This is a genomic window from Moraxella lacunata, from assembly GCF_002027545.1.
GTDB lineage: Bacteria > Pseudomonadota > Gammaproteobacteria > Pseudomonadales > Moraxellaceae > Moraxella > Moraxella lacunata.
The window spans coordinates 1-17,239 of sequence record NZ_MXAN01000036.1 but is presented as its reverse complement, the minus strand read 5'-3'; the positions used below and the strand labels follow the sequence as shown (position 1 = coordinate 17,239).

Below are 17,239 nucleotides of genomic sequence, written 5' to 3'. Positions count from 1 at the left end.
AAGAAGTCTATTATAAAAAAAGTTTGTGTAATATTCAATAAGACTTTGGTAACCATCAGGTAATATAAGTAACTGTCAAATCTTCCGCCCAATCAAAATGAAAATAAAATATGAATTATCAGCAAAAATAATGTAACAAAATAAAGTCATTGATATAAATTTGTTACAATACGCTCTGTGATGCCATCAAATCATTCCTTCACCGCAAGCGTAACCGTATAAGTTTTACCTTGTTTGATTTTATCGGCATTGCCAAACACTTCATTAAACGAGCGTTTCATAAAATCTCGCAGTCCGTTAATGGTAACCACATAAAACCGCCCGCCCACTTCCATGCGTTCATAAGCGTCCAACAGGTACAGATAATGCTGTTCTTTACTGGCTTTGGCAGGTAGGTTACTCATGACAAGGCTAAATTTTTTGTCTTTATCCACATGATAAAAGCCATTGGAGAGCTGAACGTGAGTGTTGGTCAAGCCGTTTTTTTGGCAATTTAACTTGGCATATTCTACCGCCACAAAGTCTTTATCAATTAGGATATGCTGACCGTTTGGGCATTCACGTCCTGCCGTCATGCCCAGCACGCCATAGCCACAGCCTAGGTCAATAGAATTATCGTCCGCCTTAAAATCAATATAATCAAGGAGCATAAGGCTACCGTCATCGAGCTTTTCTGGGCTAAAAATCCCCCAAGTGGTGTGAAAGGTAAAGGGCTTACCAAGCACGTCTTGGGTAAATGTGATGTCTTGTCGCCATTGTTTGGCTTTATTTTGCAGGTCGGCTAGGGTGGTTTGGGTCATGACGATTTCTCTAAATCCAAAAAGCTCATTATACCCCAATCCCCCCACGCATACCATAGCGATATGAGCAAGACAGCCTTTGGCAAAAATGTTACAATGGTACTTTTATTTGGATAATTGGCATGAACATTTCAAAATTTGGCAAAAAATTTACCCAAAACAGTGGCATATTACAACTCATGGACGATTTGGGGAACGCCCTAAACAGCGACAAGCCCGTCAATATGTTAGGCGGTGGCAATCCTGCCAACATCGCTTCGGTCAATGACGTGTATCTACAAATGCTCAAAGACAGCATACAAGGCGATGGGGTGGACAGTTTTGCCTTAGACTGTGCCAGCAATTATTCCAATCCGCAAGGCGATGGCAAATTTATCACAGCGTTGGTGGACTTTTTTAATCGCCATTATGATTGGGGCATTACCAAAGACAACATCGCCCTAACCAACGGTTCGCAAAACGCCTTTTTTTATTTATTTAATTTGTTCGGTGGGGCGTTTGATGATGGCGATAAGTCCATTTTGTTGCCACTTGCCCCTGAATATGTCGGCTATGCGGACGCTCATATTGACGGCAAGCATTTTATTGGCATAAAGCCAAAAATTGAGCTGTGCGATTATGACAATCAAGATGGCTTTTTTAAATACAAAGTGGATTTTGACGCCCTAGAAAATTTGGACGCATTAAAAAATAATCAAATTGGGGCAATCTGCTGTTCTCGCCCAACCAACCCCACAGGCAATGTACTGACCGATGATGAAATGGCACGGCTTGATGCTATCGCCCAAGCACACAACATCCCCTTGATTATTGATAACGCCTATGGAATGCCGTTTCCTAACATCATTCACACCAAGGCGAATTTGGTGTGGCATGACAATATCATTTTGTGTTTTAGCTTATCAAAAGTGGGGCTGGCTGGCGTGCGGACGGGCATTGTCATTGCCAAACCTAAGATTATCAAGGCGATTAGTAGCCTAAATGCCATTGTCAATCTTGCTCCGTGTCGCTTTGGGGCGAGCATTGTTACACCCCTGATTAACAATGACAAAATCAATGAGCTGTCATTACAAGAGATTCGTCCGTTTTATTCAAAGCAAGCCCATACCGCCATTGGCTTATTAAAACACGCCTTTCAAGACTTACCACAAGTCAAAATCCATAAGCCAGAAGGGGCGATATTTTTGTGGATTTGGTTTGAAAATTTGCCCATTTCTACCCAAAAATTGTACGAAATGTTAAAGGAAAAAGGCACGCTTATTATCCCCAGTGAGCATTTTTTTGTGGGTATTGACACATCTAATTATCGCCATGCTCATGAATGTATTCGCATGAGTATCGCCCAGCCTGATGATGTTTTGGAGAAGGGAATAAAGGCGATTGGGGAGGTGGTGCGACAGGTCTATGCCAATGTCAGCCCATAAATCAACCCACTTTATTATTAGGGTGTATTGAACTTTTGTATTTGCAATGAAAAATAGGGGAAATCGCACATTTTTCAAGGAAAAAACGCAGGTTGATAGTCATTCTATCAAGCAAGTTTTTGACGCAGAAAAACAAGATTTAGCCATTTTTCATGCAAAAACTATTAATTCATTTCTAAAATATTTCTAAATTGTAAATAGTGTTATAAAGGTTCAACACGCCCTAAATCAATGCTAAAATAAAACCATTTTATCCAACGAGACCCCCCATGAATTTATCGCAACTACTTAAAGACACCAATTACCAACTTACCCAGTTTTCTGCCGAGCATATCACACTATTGGAAAATACCATTTTTCAAAAACCCAGTAAAAATGGCGATGTACCATATGTGCATTGCTTGATACGCAAAAAGGACATTAAACTGACCCCAGAAGAAGCGGTTCGCCAACTGTATCTGATGAAATTACACCATGATTATGGTTATCCTTATGAACGCATGGAATTGGAATATTCGGTGCATTTTGGGCGTGAAAAAAAGCGTGCCGACATTGTGATTTTTGATAAAGATAATCCCAACGTTGTTTATATCATGGTGGAGCTTAAAAAGCCCAAATTAAAAGACGGCAAAGAACAATTAAAATCCTATTGCAATGCCACAGGAGCTCCGATTGGCGTATGGACAAATGGCGATAGTATTTCCTATTACAACCGCCGAGACCCCAATTATTTTAAAGACATTCCCAATATTCCAAGCGTTCACGAAAAATTATCTGATATTTTACAAGAACGTTGGACGATTGATGATTTGATTAAAAATGACAAAATCGCCACTCAACGCAAATCTTTAAAAGATTTAGTGATTGAAATGGAAGATGAAGTTTTGGCAAATGCAGGGGTTGATGTTTTTGAAGAATTGTTTCAGCTTATCTTTACCAAACTTTATGACGAAATGGAAAGTACACGCAATAAAAGCCGTCATTTGGAATTTCGTAATTATGGCGATACCGAAAGCGATTTAAAAGCCAAAATTGGGGCTTTATTTGATAAAGCCAAAAACAAATGGGAGGGGGTATTTGCTGAGAGTAGCAAGATTAATTTATCACCGTCCCATTTGGCGATTTGTGTGTCATCATTAGAAGAAGTGAAATTATTTAATTCCAATCTTGATGTAGTTGATGAAGCCTTTGAATATTTGATTAATAAATCCAGTAAAGGTGAAAAGGGTCAATATTTCACACCGCGTTATGTGATTGATATGTGTGTCAAAATGCTAGACCCCAAAGCAGATGAAACCGTGATTGATACAGCAGCGGGCAGTTGTGGGTTTCCTGTTCACGCCATTTTCCATGTTTGGGAAAAACAACTTAAAGAAAAAGGATTGGAGCGTTCCCATTTATTTACTGCTGAACAAAAATTACCAGAACAATTGGATTATGTAACCGAAAAAGTCTTTGCCATTGATTTTGATGAAAAAGCCGTACGAGTTGCTCGCACACTCAATTTAATTGCAGGCGATGGACAAACCAATGTATTGCATTTAAATACTTTGGACTATGAACGCTGGGATGATTTTACCAAAGATGAAGAATGGGGTGATGTTTATGGCAATGGCTGGAAAAAATTAAGAAAATTACGCAAAACCAAAGACCAAAACCGTGATTTTGGGTTTGATGTATTAATGGCAAATCCGCCTTTTGCAGGCGATATTAAAGAAACCCGAATTCTTGCCCGTTATGAACTGGGCAAAAATAGCAAAGGCAAACAACAATCCAAAGTTGGACGAGATATTTTGTTTATTGAACGCAATCTGGATTTTTTAAAAGACGGTGGGCGAATGGCGATTGTTTTGCCACAAGGTTGTTTTAATAACAGCAGTGATAAATACATTCGTGATTTTATTGCTGAACGGTGTCGTATTTTGGCGGTGGTGGGTTTGCATGGCAATGTATTTAAACCACATACAGGCACAAAAACATCGGTCTTATTTGTGCAAAAATGGCATGATGAATTATGCCCCAAAGTGGATGATTATCCTATTTTCTTTGCAACCATGCAAAGCCCAAGCAAGGACAATTCAGGCGATAAAATCTATGTCAAACATACAGATGGTGCGCCAATATTAGACAGTCATGGACATTTAATTGTGGCTCATGATTTATTTAATCATGATGACGTTACCCAAGATGGTATTACCGAAGCTTTTATTGAATTTGCCAAAAAGGAAAAATTGTCTTTTGTGGGAAAGGATTAAGCCCTTTTGATAATGCCAAATATCAGGCATTGTTGGAAGGGCTTAATATAACAATTTTCAATTATAAAGAAATTTTTATTGATAATATTGAATTTAGAATAGATGCAGAGTACTACCAAAAAGAGTATTTAGATATCTATGAAAAATTACAAGGTTCAAAAACATTAAATGAATTGGTTTATATGTCAGATGTATCATCAAATGGAGCATTTGCTTATGTTCATGATATTTTAAATGATGACAACCCTAAAACCGTACCTTATATTCGCTCTGGCAATGTAGGTGGTACATTTATTAACACCAATGAATTGGAATTAATTTCAGAGCAAGCACACCAACAGCTACCAAAATCCACAACTAAGTTGCACGATGTAATGATGGCTAGAAAAGGTAAAATTGGAGGTGCATCAATTATTACAGAGGATGAAGTAAATTTCAATTGCAATGAAAACGTTATTAAATTAACCATTCATAATAATGAATATAACCCATTTTATTTTACAACATTTTTTAATTCAAAGTTTGGACTAAAACAAGTTGAAAGAATTTCAACGGGTAATGTGCAACCTTGGGTTAGTATTTTTCAAATCAAAAAATTGCTTATTCCAAAATTAGAGTTATCATTACAGCAAGAAATTGAAAATATTATCAGAAAATCTCATAATGCAATTACTATTGCAAAACAAAAATATACCGAAGCCGAAATCCTATTATTAAAAAATCTAGGTTTGCAAAATTTCCAAGCAACCAATCAATCCGTTAATATCAAAGCCTTAAAAGACAGCTTTTTACAAACAGGCAGATTGGATGCAGAGTTTTATCAACCAAAATATGACGAGTTGGAAAACTTGTTTGATCGTTTTGAACGCATTAAGTTAGCTGATTTGGTGAATTATCCCATTTCCAGTGGTATTACACCAAAAGCCAACGGCGATGATTATGCAGATAAAGAAAGTGGTATTGCCTTTATTCGTGCCGTAGATTTGCAAAATGGTGAAGTGAGCCTTGCCAATTTGAATTACATTAAACCCAATATTCACGAAACCACTTTAAAAAGAACGAAATTAAAACAAAATGATGTCCTGCTTTCTATTGCAGGAACGGTAGGACGTTGTGCAATATTTACGCACAATATGCCAGCCAATATTAATCAGGCTGTGGCGATTTTGCGATTTGATGAAAGTAAAGTCAATCGTTTGTATTTAGTGGCATTTTTTAATTCGGAATTGGGTAAGCAATTTATTGCCAAATATGCCAGACAAGGCTTGCAAACCAATTTAAATTTAACCGAGATTGGTGAATTGTCAATACCCATACCCGATATGACGATCCAAACCCAAATCGCTGAATTTATCCGCCAAAGTAATGAACTGCGAAAACAAGCCACCCAATTATTAGCCCAAGCCAAATATAGCGTAGAGGCAGAAATTGAACAAAGTGCTTTACAAGAGAGAGAGAGAGAGAGAGACTTATAAATGAGGCTAATTATCATTTAAGATTGGCAGAATGGGTATTGTTGGAAAGTTTGCTTTTGGGGCAACCCAAAAATATATCAGTGCAATCATTTAGCCAATCTTTTGGCATTAGCGGTCGACTTGATGCAGAATATTACCAACCAAAATATAAGCGATTATTGCAAAAATTAAAACAATACCGCCACAAAACATTGGGTGAATTGGTTGATTTGCAAAAATCGGTAGAAGTGGGGTCGGAAAATTACCGTGATGAAGGTTTGCCTTTTGTGCGAGTGGCGAATTTTTCCAAATTTGGGATTAGCCAGACGGATAAGTTCGTCAATCCTGCGGATTTTGCTGACATCATTCGCCCCAAAAAAGACACCATTCTACTTTCAAAAGACGGTACAGTGGGCATTGCTTATTGTGTGCCGTCTGATTTGGAGGTGATTACTTCTGGGGCTATTGTGCATTTGTCTTTGAAAACAGATGAAATTTTGCCCGATTATTTGGCATTGGTGCTAAATTCAGAGGCGGTACAACTGCAAGCACAGCGAGATGCAGGCGGTTCAATCATTCAACATTGGAAACCGTCTGAGATTTTGGAGGTGGTGATTCCTGTTTTACCAAAAGAGATTCAGCAGACAATCAGCGATAAAGTGCAGACGAGTTCTGAATTAAAAAATCAAAGCGAAATTTTACTAGAACAAGCCAAGATTTTGGTGGAAAATGAGATTGAGAATATGGGGTAAATATGGCAAATCACCAACAAGATTTAAAGAAAGAATGGTTTATGAAGTCTAAGATAGACTACCATGCACCATTTGTAACCTTATGGTTAAGTTGCAATAGTTGGTACAACTTTCATTATGGTTTAGCTAACGACAGAGAGCATATAAACGAGATTAAAAGAGACACAAGCAATAAGAATAAGGTTTATATCGCTTTTAAAAACCTTTTAGAATCAGGCAATCCAAAAGAGCGGGCTAATATTTATAATTGTATTGAGCAGTTGCATTATGCTTTAATCCAAGCTGAACTTGTTTATTCAGGGAATAATATCCCCAATAATTCAAAGATGAGCCTAAGTAACGCTTTAATGGACTTTAATGCCAATCCTAAGATTTTTGAAAATTTAATTATTGATAACGCCAAAACTAAGAGCGGGAAATTAAAAAATCAATTTGCCTCTGCACACGGTTTAGGAACCTTAGTTTTAAATAATGATTCGCAAAAAATTTTTGCAGGATTGTTTGAGGTTATTTATCAAGTACGCTGTCATTTGGTTCACGGAAGTTTAGAGCCAAATGACAAAAATCACGAAGTTGCACGTTATTGTTATTTGATTTTATTTGAATGTTTAAAGGGTTTCTGTGGATAAAGCAACTACCCCCTAGGATGATGCTCTTCATGCAAGGCTTGTAGGCGTGCCGTGGCAACATGGGTATAAATCTGCGTGGTGGATAGGTCGCTATGCCCAAGCAAAAGCTGAACACTACGCAAGTCCGCCCCGTGGTTGAGCAGGTGCGTGGCAAAAGCATGGCGAAGCGTGTGTGGCGAGATGTCGGTCGTGATACCCGCCAGTAGAGCGTATTTTTTAATCAAATGCCAAAAGTTATGGCGGGTCATATAACCGCCCTGCTCGGTCAAAAACACCGCTTGGCAGTCACCGCCCTTTGTGCCGACCTTACCACTTTTGCCAGCGGTCAGTTCATGACGACGGGCGAGATAGCTTTGTAGGGCGTTGTGGGCGTATTCGCCAAGCGGAATCAGGCGAGTCTTTCCGCCCTTGCCCGTCACTTGGAGCCAGCCTGCGTTTAGATTTAGCTCATCGAGCGACAGATTGACCAGCTCTGAGACACGCAGACCGCAGGCATACATGACTTCGAGCATGGCTTTATCACGCAGTCCCAGTATGGTCGCTAGGTCAGGCGTGCCAAGCAGTCTGGTGATGTCATCTTCGGATAGGGTCTTGGGTAGGGGCTTGTCAGCTTTGGGGTTTTTGATGTTCTCACAGGGGTTGTCATCACGCACCCCTTCGCCCACTTGCCATAAGAAAAACTGGCGTAAACTTGCCAACATTCTCGCCTGCGTGCGTGGCGACTTGCCTTGGTTTTGTAGATACACCAAGCACCCTGCCACGTCCGTCTCTTGCCAATGGGGCAATGCCCGCTCACTGCTTGCCATACAAATACGTAAATCACGGATGTAGGCGTTACGGGTGCGTGTGGCAAGCCCCCGAGCGAGCATGTTAATACGAAATTCGGTCAGATACTCTGGGTCGGTGTCGGTGGTCGTCAAGGACGGCAGGCGGGGCTTGGTGGCTCGGGTTTTACTCATGGTCGGATACGGTGCTGATATTGGGGATATTGTAACAAACTTTGGGGAATGATTAAATGGTTTTTTGGGCGTGCCTGCCTGTCCTTTATCGTACAATTTGTATTTTAAAAATATGTTAAAGACAAAAGATGGTTTGACTGTTTATTTTACATCATCTGCCTTTAATCGCCCAAATCCGCCCCCATGTAGCCTATTAAATTTTTAACACAAATAGGCACCCTTATGGCAAGCACCCTAAACACCGCAGAAGAAATCATTGCCGACATCAAAGCAGGCAAGATGGTCATCTTAATGGACGATGAAGACCGTGAAAACGAAGGCGACATCGTCATGGCGGCGGTTCATGTCAAGCCGTCCGACATTAACTTTATGATTACCCACGCTCGTGGACTGGTGTGTTTGACCTTATCCGAAGCCCGTTGCCGTCAGCTTGAACTGCCCCTAATGAGCGACAAAAACGGGGCGAAGTTTAGCACCAATTTTACCCTATCCATCGAAGCTGCCGAGGGCGTGACCACAGGCATATCCGCCGCCGACCGTGCCCGAACCGTGCAGGCAGCCGTCGCCCCCTTTGCCAAACCCACCGACATCGTCCAACCTGGGCATATCTTCCCCATCATGGCAAAACAAGGCGGTGTGTTACATCGGGCAGGTCATACCGAAGCAGGCTGTGACCTAGCACGCCTTGCAGGGCTTGAACCTGCGGCAGTGATTTGTGAGATTATCAAGCCAGACGGCGAGATGGCACGTCGTGATGACCTAGAAATCTTTGCCAAAGAACACGGGCTTAAAATCGGCACCATCGCCGACCTTATCCATTATCGCATGACCAACGAGCAGACCGTGGAAGTCATCGATGAGCGGGATTTTGCCAGTGAATTTGGGGCGTTTAAACTCTACCGTTTTAGAGAATATGGGGCGGACGAGACCCACATCGCCCTAGCCAAAGGCGACCCAAGCCGTGGCGTGGCGACCGTGCGAGTCCACGCCCTAAATCCCCTAAAAGATTTGTTTGGGCATGCTGACAGTAAGCACAGTTGGGATGTTCGCTCAGCACTGGCTCAAATCGGGCAAAGCGAGCAAGGCGTGTTTGTGTGGATTGACTCGGGGCGTGCCGTCGATGTCAGCGGTGCGTTAGACAAATGCCAAGCCAATGTCAGCGTTCACGAAAGTAGCGAGCCTTATCGCAGTATCGGGGTCGGAGCCCAAATCCTAAAACAGCTTGGCGTCAAAGACATGCGACTGCTATCAAGCTCCGCCAAATTTAACGTCTCAGGCTTTGATTTAAACATCGTGGAAGTTGTGCCACGTTGATTATTGGTTTAAAATAACAAAAAAATCGGATAAGTCACCATCCGATTTTTTGTTTTCATACTCATTTCATCAAAGGGCAGGATAGTGATTGCTTACCTTGCCAGATTAAATGTTTTTACCTGAATATGAACCGACAGTCCGACACCCTCTTCAAAGCACAAAAAACCACCTTCATCCATCATTTTCCAATAAGAAATATATCGACCTGCAATTTTTGGTGCGGCAAATTCCATACTTAACATAACAGACTGACCCGGCTCTGTATCAGGAATAGGTATCTTGTCTTGCTTTGGAATTAAGGCATTAAAATGATTATCTTCACTCAAAGGGTGTTTGGGCACACCCAAATTATCCATACATTGCAAGTAACGACCCTGCCAAATACAATTTCCAATATTTTGTATTGTCCACGTCTTAATAAAGTCACTGCCTGCTGGAATAATTGTGCCGTCTGGCACAGTCTCATCCACAAAACCACTGCCATCACCAAAAGAATTAATCATCTCCTCTTGTCCAAAAAACTGCTGCTCATTCATGGCAAACTCCTTCCATTTTAACTGCAAAAGAAATGAGGGATGAACATTCATCACTTTCGCTAATAAAATGAAATGATAGACTTTAGGACTGGTATCAGAATCAAATAAATCATACAAGGTACTTCTAGCAATGCCCGCTTTTTTTGCCAGATCCCTTATGCCTATCTTATGCAAATGGCAATACTGGTAAATGTATGCTTTAAAGGAGTTTTTCTCCAATTCTTGATCATAGCAATAATTTTTCATTTTTACTCGTGTTATGACAGTTATCTGATAAGCTTACCGAAACAAGGATTGCAAGGCCATCTCTTGGCTGATTCTACAAACTATTTAGACCTACCAACACTTAAACCATTCAATCTTCTTATGTACTGCCATTGTAACCTAAGAATTTGCCATTGAACAACGATTTTAGAACAAATAATCACAAAAAGTTACCGTTTGTCGGTCTGTCGGATTTTCGGACATATTTACTTCCTAAAATATGATATAAATTAAATGTTTTTTATCAGATGCAACACCTTCTTGATTGGGTTATTGTCAAACATGGTTTAATGGAGAGACCACATGAGTAAATTACTTGTCAAAATCATCGTCAACAAGCAAATCATCAAAGAGATTGACCTGTCAGAGCAATCTTTTAACACCACTGCCACGCCAAACGCAACCTATGTACTGGTAGACCAAGATACTGGCAAAGCACCAAAAAATATCAAATTCAAACGCACGGAAAACAAACTCACCATCGGTGGTGATGACTACGAAGAGCTTCATATTGAGGGCTTTTATGAAAGCCAATCTAAAGTGGTAGGAGAGTCTGATGATGAAATCTACTACTACACCACAGCAGAAGAGGTTCAAGCAAATGGCGTTCCTGCACTGATTGATGGTCAGCAAATCACTTATGAGCTAAGCTTACAACCTGTGCTTAAAACTTGGTGGTCTTCATCTGATAATGCTGTGCTAGGGTTGGGATTATTAGGACTTGGGGCCACTGGGATTGCTTTTGCTGGAGGTAAAGATGACAAGCCAAATTCTTCTCAAAATAACACTCCAAAAGACATCCCTCAAAATCAGGCACCAACAGACATTACCCTCTCCAACCTAAATGTTGATGAGAATGTCTTAGGTGCTGTCATTGGCACGCTAAGCACCACTGATCCTGACAGTAATGACACGCATACCTATACTGTAAATGACACACGTTTTGAAGTGGTAAATGGTCAGCTTAAGTTAAAACAGGATATTAGCTTAGATTATGAAACCAATTCAAACATCAATATCGAAGTAACCAGTACAGACGCCAAAGGGTTGAGTGTTAAAAAAACTTTTAGCTTATCGGTGAATGATGTTGTCGAAACAGGTGTTGAAACCCTAAAAGACACACTCAACAATAAAGATAATACTTTTATCGCTCACGATGGCGACCAAAGAAACTTCATTCTTAATGCGTTGGATGGTGATGATAACATTGTCACCGCAAATCAATCCGATATAGTGCGGGGTGGCACCGGTCGAGATTCGGTCAATACAATGGCTGCCAATGATGCCATTGTTGTTGTCGGAAAAACCATGGGAATCAACTACAAACAATCTGATATTACCAATGCTGGTGGCTCTGGATACAACCTATCAAATGTTCTTACGCTCGATGAAATGAAGACTAAGACCACATCAGACATCACAGCAGGTGAGATTCTAGATGGCGGTGCAGATAACAATACCTTAATTACTTATGGAGAGGTTGATTTAACACAGGCAACTCTTAAGAACATCACCTATATCCGTGCCGAAAGCAGTGATATTTATATTAGTGCTCAGCAGTTAAATGACTTAAAACCAAAAGTAGTTAGTGCCGATGGCGAGAGTGGTTTGTACATCAACTCATCTGATGGACAGCCAATCACGGTTGATTTCTCAGCCGGCACCAACTTGCATCTATTTAAAAATATTCACATCGGTGAGAATGTCACTCTCAAAGTAAATGCCATTGATCTATACGAAGTGCAAAATATTATAGGTAAAGGCAAACTTCAAATCATTGATAAAAAAATCGACTTAAGCAATGTCAATCTTTCTGTCACCGTTTTGGATAAAAACGGCGATACACTTGAAGCGGCAGTCCATAAGGGAAACGTCATCAATGGCGAATTTAAAATAGGCTCTCGCAGTGATGACACCATTCAAGGCTCTAACGCAGACGATCGTTTATATGGCGGTGCTGGCAATGATGTGATTATTGGTGGTGCTGGCAATGATGTGATTATTGGTGGTGCTGGCATTGACACTTTAGACGGCGGGGATGGCGATGATACTTTTATCATCCTAGGAGATGTGTCAGTTGGCGGAAAGAAAGACACGCCCGAATTGACAAAACTACTAGGTATGCCAATTTCATCACTTAATGGACAGGTGTTCAATGACGATGAAGACGGTGCCAAAGAGACTATTCGTGGAGGGTCTGGCACAGACAAGTTGGTCGTTATTGGAACAGCAGACATAAGCAAGTACATAACAAGCGATATTGAAAAAATAGAAATCCATTCTGATGTTACCATTAAAGCATCCGAAATCACCAAAGTCAGTGCTGAATTATCAGGGGATGCAAATAGCACTTTACGCATTAAAAATGACGACAAACCCATCGAGGTTACCTTAAAAGATTTGAACATCCAAGGCATGGGTCATATTGAGGTGGGTAAAAATGTTACTCTATATGTCTCTGACATGGAGGAATTTGGTGGGGCCACCATCATCTCAGGCGAAGGTAAGGTTGTCTTTACTGGAGATGAAGATTTTACTCTGTCGGGTGATTATACACTTACAGACAAACTGGTTTTTGAAAACAGTAAAGCCACAGACATTCGTGGCGATGCAGAAATCCTAAAAGGAAAAATCGCAACCGAGCGAGGTGAGATTACTGGCACTAACGATGATGATTTTCTTGATGGTAGTCAGTTTGAGGACGTGCTTGATGGTTTAGATGGCAATGATGTGTTATCAGGCAAGGATGGAAATGATACTTTTAGCATTCATGGCACTGGTAAGAAAACCATTATTGACAGCAATAATGATGAAGATAAGAGCATCGACACCCTAGACTTTGGCAAAGCTAAGGCGGGTGTTAACATGGATTTGTCTAGTTTTGCTGGCAATATTGGCAAAGACACCACCATACAACTTGGTGCTCAAGACGCCAAGGGGGTGGCGAAGGGCAAGTCAAGCAAAACCAATCTAATGTTGATCGTTGATGACTCTGGAAGCATGAGCGGTGATCGTATTGCAGAGGTCAAAAAAACAGTCGATAAATTACTCGAGAACTATCAGAATTTGGGTAGTGTCGCTGTTCGTATCGTTACCTTTGGTGGTAGTGCATATTATGACACCTCGGAGAGCTCAGGATGGAAAACACCCGATGAAGCTCGCGACATTATTAATAACTTATGGGGTAATAGCGGTAGCACCAACTATAATGCCGCAATGGATAGTGCTCAAAAAGCGTTTCTCTCTGGCAAAGGCGATCAATTCTTTACAGATGGCAACAACATCTCCTTCTTTTTATCTGATGGCGAACCCAACAGCTCGGTGCACTACAGAGAAAATGACTGGGAGAACTTTATCATTGAGAACAAAATCACCTCTTATGCCATCGGTTTTGGAGGTCTAGATAGCACACATCATTTAGAACCGATTTCATTTGACGGCAAGAAAGTTACTGACATCAATGCCGACCATGAAGCCGGTGAAATCAAAGCGTTACTCGCTGAAGATTTGAACAAACTGTCAGACACTGTTAACTCATTGGCAAAGACAGATTTTATTGAAAATATTGTCGGCTCTGACCATGATGACACTTTGACTGGGAACAAACTGGACAACACCATCCATGGCGGCAAAGGCAATGATAATATCATGGGCTTTGGTGGCAACAACCATTTACATGGTGGAGAGGGAGAAGATACCGTTATTTATGCTGGCAATGAAGCAGATTATGAGATTAAATGGGATGTCAACATCGCCACGATTAAGGATCAATGGGGAAATACTGACACCATTTATCGCGATGTAGAAAAGATTAAATTTGCTGACAAGACCATTGATACCACGTTTTTAAAACACGAAGGCGTCAAAGATCCATTCCCTAATGTTTTAATGTCTAAATTTGCAAGCGCTGCTTATCTTGGCGAAACTAACACTAGAGATATGCAGGCATTAAAGGAGGAGGGTTGGACGTTCTTAAATCATACACACCTAAATCCCAAAGATAGCGATTTGATAAAAGCTTTTGCTAACAACTCTGATATTATGTATTATGAGGTTGGCGGTAAAAAATTCGAAAATGGACAATGGATAGATTTTCACAGCCAAGGCCGCCAGGATGCCATCCATGGCTCTGCAGGGGCGATTGTGGCTCAAAAAGGAGATACACTGGTTCTATCCTTTAGGGGCACAGAAGATGTTACATTAACCAATGTTGACAAAGCCAATATAGACATTCCCGTATTAGGCGGTTTAATAAACGGCGGTGTTGACGGACTAAACTCCTCAACACCAATCATCAGAGGACTGATGAATGTTGCTCTAAAAAACAAATACCCAAACACTAATGTTACCAATGCTTCGGACAGCCAATTTTTGGCTGCTGCTGAAGAAGTCATGGAGTTTATGTCAAATTTAGTTGCAGTTAGGGAGGTATTAACAGCAGCAGATGCATTTATGGTGATTTCAAATAGCCATCCTTTGATAAAAGCCTCTTTACAGGTCGTTGGGTTGGCTGGTGAGGAATCATTAAAATACAAAGTTTTAATTGAGCTTGCCAAGCGCTCCTATGAAGATTTTCCAGATACTGATTCTGCCGGCTGGGTAGATCAATCCTCTCACTATGCAAAATTTGAGCCTTTAACCAAAGCTATCAAGGCATATATTGAGAAAACAAACGCTGACCTCAATGAAGAAAATCACATCAAGAAGGTGCTTGTGACCGGTCATAGCTTGGGTGCTGGTATGGCCTCATGGTATCTGGCAGATGATAGTAATGGTGCCGGTGCGCTACCCCAAGATGTGACAGTGCAAGGCATGCCTTTTGCCACCCCTGGCATTGCAAAGGTCAACACGGATTTAAACAAGACCGACATTGACTCTCGTGTCGAGAACATCATTCGTGTTGAGACTGCCCGTGATCTCGTTCCAGACACAACGGACATTTTCAAAGAAGCCATTGACCGATTACCCAAAAGCAACAGTCTGCACAAGTTAAAAATTGGTCAATTGGGCCATCAATACAATGTTGTGATTGACACTGAAACCATTTATCATCCAAAACAAGGTGTTGGCACTGAATTAAATGGCTATCATGCGATGGATAACTATAAAAATTATGTGCAGTATTTTGAGGATGTTGGGCTGAATGAAGATTTTGATTTTATCAAATCTTTGAAGAATGAAAGCGTTTTATCCTATAATGCCAACGATACTGTGCGTCCATTACTATCAACTTTCTTAAATTACTGGGAAATATTTGAGAGAGATGACGAAGGTAATATTCTTTTTGACGATAACGGTAATCCTAAGCTACTGTCATTTGAGGCAGCTTACAGCAAAAACTATTTAACGAAATTTGCTGATACAACAGGCGACTATGGTGCTATGATTCGTGAAAACTTAATTGCTGAGCACTACTCTGAAAATGACATTATTATTGGAACAAACAATAATGACATCTTGATTGGAGATGGTTACGGTTCGGTCTTAGGCAGTAACGATGTCTTTTATGTCGGAAAAGGCTCTGATAAAGTCTATGGCGATACCAAAGGCGATGATGATGGCGGTTTGGATACCGTTGTATATAAATTCTCAGAAACCTTGATTGCTTCTACAGAGAACCTAAAAACAGACTTCCATGGCTCGGTTTCTGATGTGTTTAGACACGACAGAAACGACCCTATCCAACATGACAAGAATTTACTTCAAATCAATATAGATGACTCTATAGATGATTTATGGGACATTGAACAGTTTCATTTTGTAGATAAAGCCTCAGATTCTATTAATTTATTAGCAGGTGGCGCAAATAACGATCGCATTGAAGGGCTAAACGGTAACGACTATCTGTTTGGAGGCGAAGGTCATGACCTGTTTATTGAAGGTTTAAATAGTGGCAATGATCGTATTCACGGTGGCGAAGGAAGTGATCAGGTATCTTACAATGTTAATATCAACAAGGTGTCTATCCAGAACTTTGGATTGCTTGTTGAGCTTGATGATGGCTCCAAAGACATCTTATATAGCATAGAGAATATTTCGGTTAACACCCAAGACACAACAAGCCTATTATCAACCCAAAAACTATTGAACTTCACAGATCAGACGCTTTTAGATACTTATAAGCCAAACTTCCATTATATTAATAATGACGGCATTGGCGGTGTTGATAATCTGCAAGTCTTTGGTAAGGTTGTAAGAGATAACAATCATAAGATTATTGGCTTAGATTATGAATTAAGAGAGCAGGATGTTGCATCTGATGACTCTTGGTTTGTCCATGTAAAACTGGGTGAGGATCTATTGCCAACTTATTTTTACACCGAGACAGGCGGATGGATTTCAGATAATACTGTACAAATCAGAAACGCATTTGACACCTCCCTTACTCATGATGGAAATCATGTTAATGTATATCTGGATGCGGGAGCAGAGGGAGCATTCTTTGAGCATGAAACCATTCAACAAAACGTGGATGCCTCACTAAAAGCTGAATCGTACAGCGTGAATATGTTAGGTATAAAAACCAATGCATGGGACTTTGATGATCATCGCATGGGCAGTTCCGATAACTATGAGCAATCTGCCACACCAAAACTTGCAGGTTTGGTTTCTGGACAGATGGAGATGGGCTTCTTATTCCAAGAAAACAGTGAACTTGCAAAACTGGGTCACTTTGACTTGATCGGAAGTTCTTCAACAACCATCATCTGATGCAATAATAGCTAAGAACCTCGCAAAAGACCGCTCCACCTGAGCGGTCTTTTTATTTCTCCATATCCCCCCAAACGAACCGACAAAAGTATTATTGTCTCGCACCACCCAAACGGTTATAATATACCAACCGAACTTAAA

Annotated in this window: 10 protein-coding genes; 7 read left to right on the top strand and 3 right to left on the bottom strand. The window is 40.6% G+C overall.

Going from position 1 to position 17,239, the window contains the following annotated elements; all coding sequences use genetic code 11:
• Positions 1-191 precede the first annotated feature (191 nt).
• Positions 192-800: a class I SAM-dependent methyltransferase gene (locus B5J94_RS05760; RefSeq protein ID WP_062501579.1), complete on the bottom strand. Its 609-nt coding sequence runs from the start codon at positions 798-800 to the stop codon at positions 192-194.
• A 122-nt stretch (positions 801-922) separates the two neighbouring features.
• Between B5J94_RS05760 and B5J94_RS05755 the strand changes: the two genes are divergently transcribed.
• From B5J94_RS05755 to B5J94_RS05735, 5 genes are all read left to right on the top strand, one after another.
• Positions 923-2,224: a valine--pyruvate transaminase gene (locus B5J94_RS05755; protein ID WP_062501577.1), complete on the top strand. Its 1,302-nt coding sequence runs from the start codon at positions 923-925 to the stop codon at positions 2,222-2,224.
• Between the two features lie 269 nt (positions 2,225-2,493).
• A complete protein-coding gene (locus tag B5J94_RS05750; protein WP_062499174.1) occupies positions 2,494-4,479 on the top strand; it encodes an N-6 DNA methylase in 1,986 nt (661 codons plus the stop codon).
• A gap of 32 nt (positions 4,480-4,511) precedes the next feature.
• Entirely contained in the window at positions 4,512-5,954 is a 1,443-nt protein-coding gene (locus B5J94_RS05745) for a restriction endonuclease subunit S (RefSeq protein WP_211271059.1), read from the top strand.
• A 158-nt stretch (positions 5,955-6,112) separates the two neighbouring features.
• Positions 6,113-6,685, top strand: a complete 573-nt coding sequence (locus B5J94_RS05740; RefSeq protein WP_211271058.1) for a restriction endonuclease subunit S — start codon at positions 6,113-6,115, stop codon at positions 6,683-6,685.
• A gap of 2 nt (positions 6,686-6,687) precedes the next feature.
• The gene (locus tag B5J94_RS05735) at positions 6,688-7,314 is read left to right on the top strand and encodes a hypothetical protein (protein ID WP_062499175.1); all 627 of its coding nucleotides are present in this window, start codon (positions 6,688-6,690) and stop codon (positions 7,312-7,314) included.
• A 5-nt stretch (positions 7,315-7,319) separates the two neighbouring features.
• On the opposite strand, the gene xerD is transcribed toward B5J94_RS05735, so the two are convergent.
• On the bottom strand, positions 7,320-8,273 hold the full coding sequence (gene xerD / locus B5J94_RS05730) for a site-specific tyrosine recombinase XerD (protein ID WP_062499176.1): 954 nt from the start codon (positions 8,271-8,273) through the stop codon (positions 7,320-7,322).
• A gap of 222 nt (positions 8,274-8,495) precedes the next feature.
• Here xerD and ribBA point away from each other — a divergent pair, with 222 nt between their 5' ends.
• Positions 8,496-9,587 carry a bifunctional 3,4-dihydroxy-2-butanone-4-phosphate synthase/GTP cyclohydrolase II gene (ribBA, locus tag B5J94_RS05725; protein WP_062499177.1) on the top strand — a complete coding sequence of 364 codons (1,092 nt, stop codon included), beginning with the start codon at positions 8,496-8,498 and terminating at the stop codon, positions 9,585-9,587.
• Between the two features lie 92 nt (positions 9,588-9,679).
• Here the strand turns inward: ribBA and B5J94_RS05720 are convergent, their stop codons facing one another.
• On the bottom strand, positions 9,680-10,369 hold the full coding sequence (locus B5J94_RS05720; RefSeq protein WP_062499178.1) for an NBR1-Ig-like domain-containing protein: 690 nt from the start codon (positions 10,367-10,369) through the stop codon (positions 9,680-9,682).
• A 321-nt stretch (positions 10,370-10,690) separates the two neighbouring features.
• Between B5J94_RS05720 and B5J94_RS05715 the strand changes: the two genes are divergently transcribed.
• The gene (locus tag B5J94_RS05715; RefSeq protein ID WP_062499179.1) at positions 10,691-17,098 is read left to right on the top strand and encodes a VWA domain-containing protein; all 6,408 of its coding nucleotides are present in this window, start codon (positions 10,691-10,693) and stop codon (positions 17,096-17,098) included.
• Positions 17,099-17,239 lie beyond the last annotated feature (141 nt).

What these genes read in the sequence shown, in the direction of transcription:
- B5J94_RS05760 (WP_062501579.1), bottom strand. Translation starts at nt 800, where the DNA reads ATGACCCAAACCACCCTAGCCGACCTGCAAAATAAAGCCAAACAATGG.
- B5J94_RS05735 (WP_062499175.1), top strand. Translation starts at nt 6,688, where the DNA reads ATGGCAAATCACCAACAAGATTTAAAGAAAGAATGGTTTATGAAGTCT.
- xerD (WP_062499176.1), bottom strand. Translation starts at nt 8,273, where the DNA reads ATGAGTAAAACCCGAGCCACCAAGCCCCGCCTGCCGTCCTTGACGACC.
- B5J94_RS05720 (WP_062499178.1), bottom strand. Translation starts at nt 10,369, where the DNA reads ATGAAAAATTATTGCTATGATCAAGAATTGGAGAAAAACTCCTTTAAA.
- B5J94_RS05715 (WP_062499179.1), top strand. Translation starts at nt 10,691, where the DNA reads ATGAGTAAATTACTTGTCAAAATCATCGTCAACAAGCAAATCATCAAA.
- B5J94_RS05750 (WP_062499174.1), top strand. Translation starts at nt 2,494, where the DNA reads ATGAATTTATCGCAACTACTTAAAGACACCAATTACCAACTTACCCAG.
- B5J94_RS05755 (WP_062501577.1), top strand. Translation starts at nt 923, where the DNA reads ATGAACATTTCAAAATTTGGCAAAAAATTTACCCAAAACAGTGGCATA.
- ribBA (WP_062499177.1), top strand. Translation starts at nt 8,496, where the DNA reads ATGGCAAGCACCCTAAACACCGCAGAAGAAATCATTGCCGACATCAAA.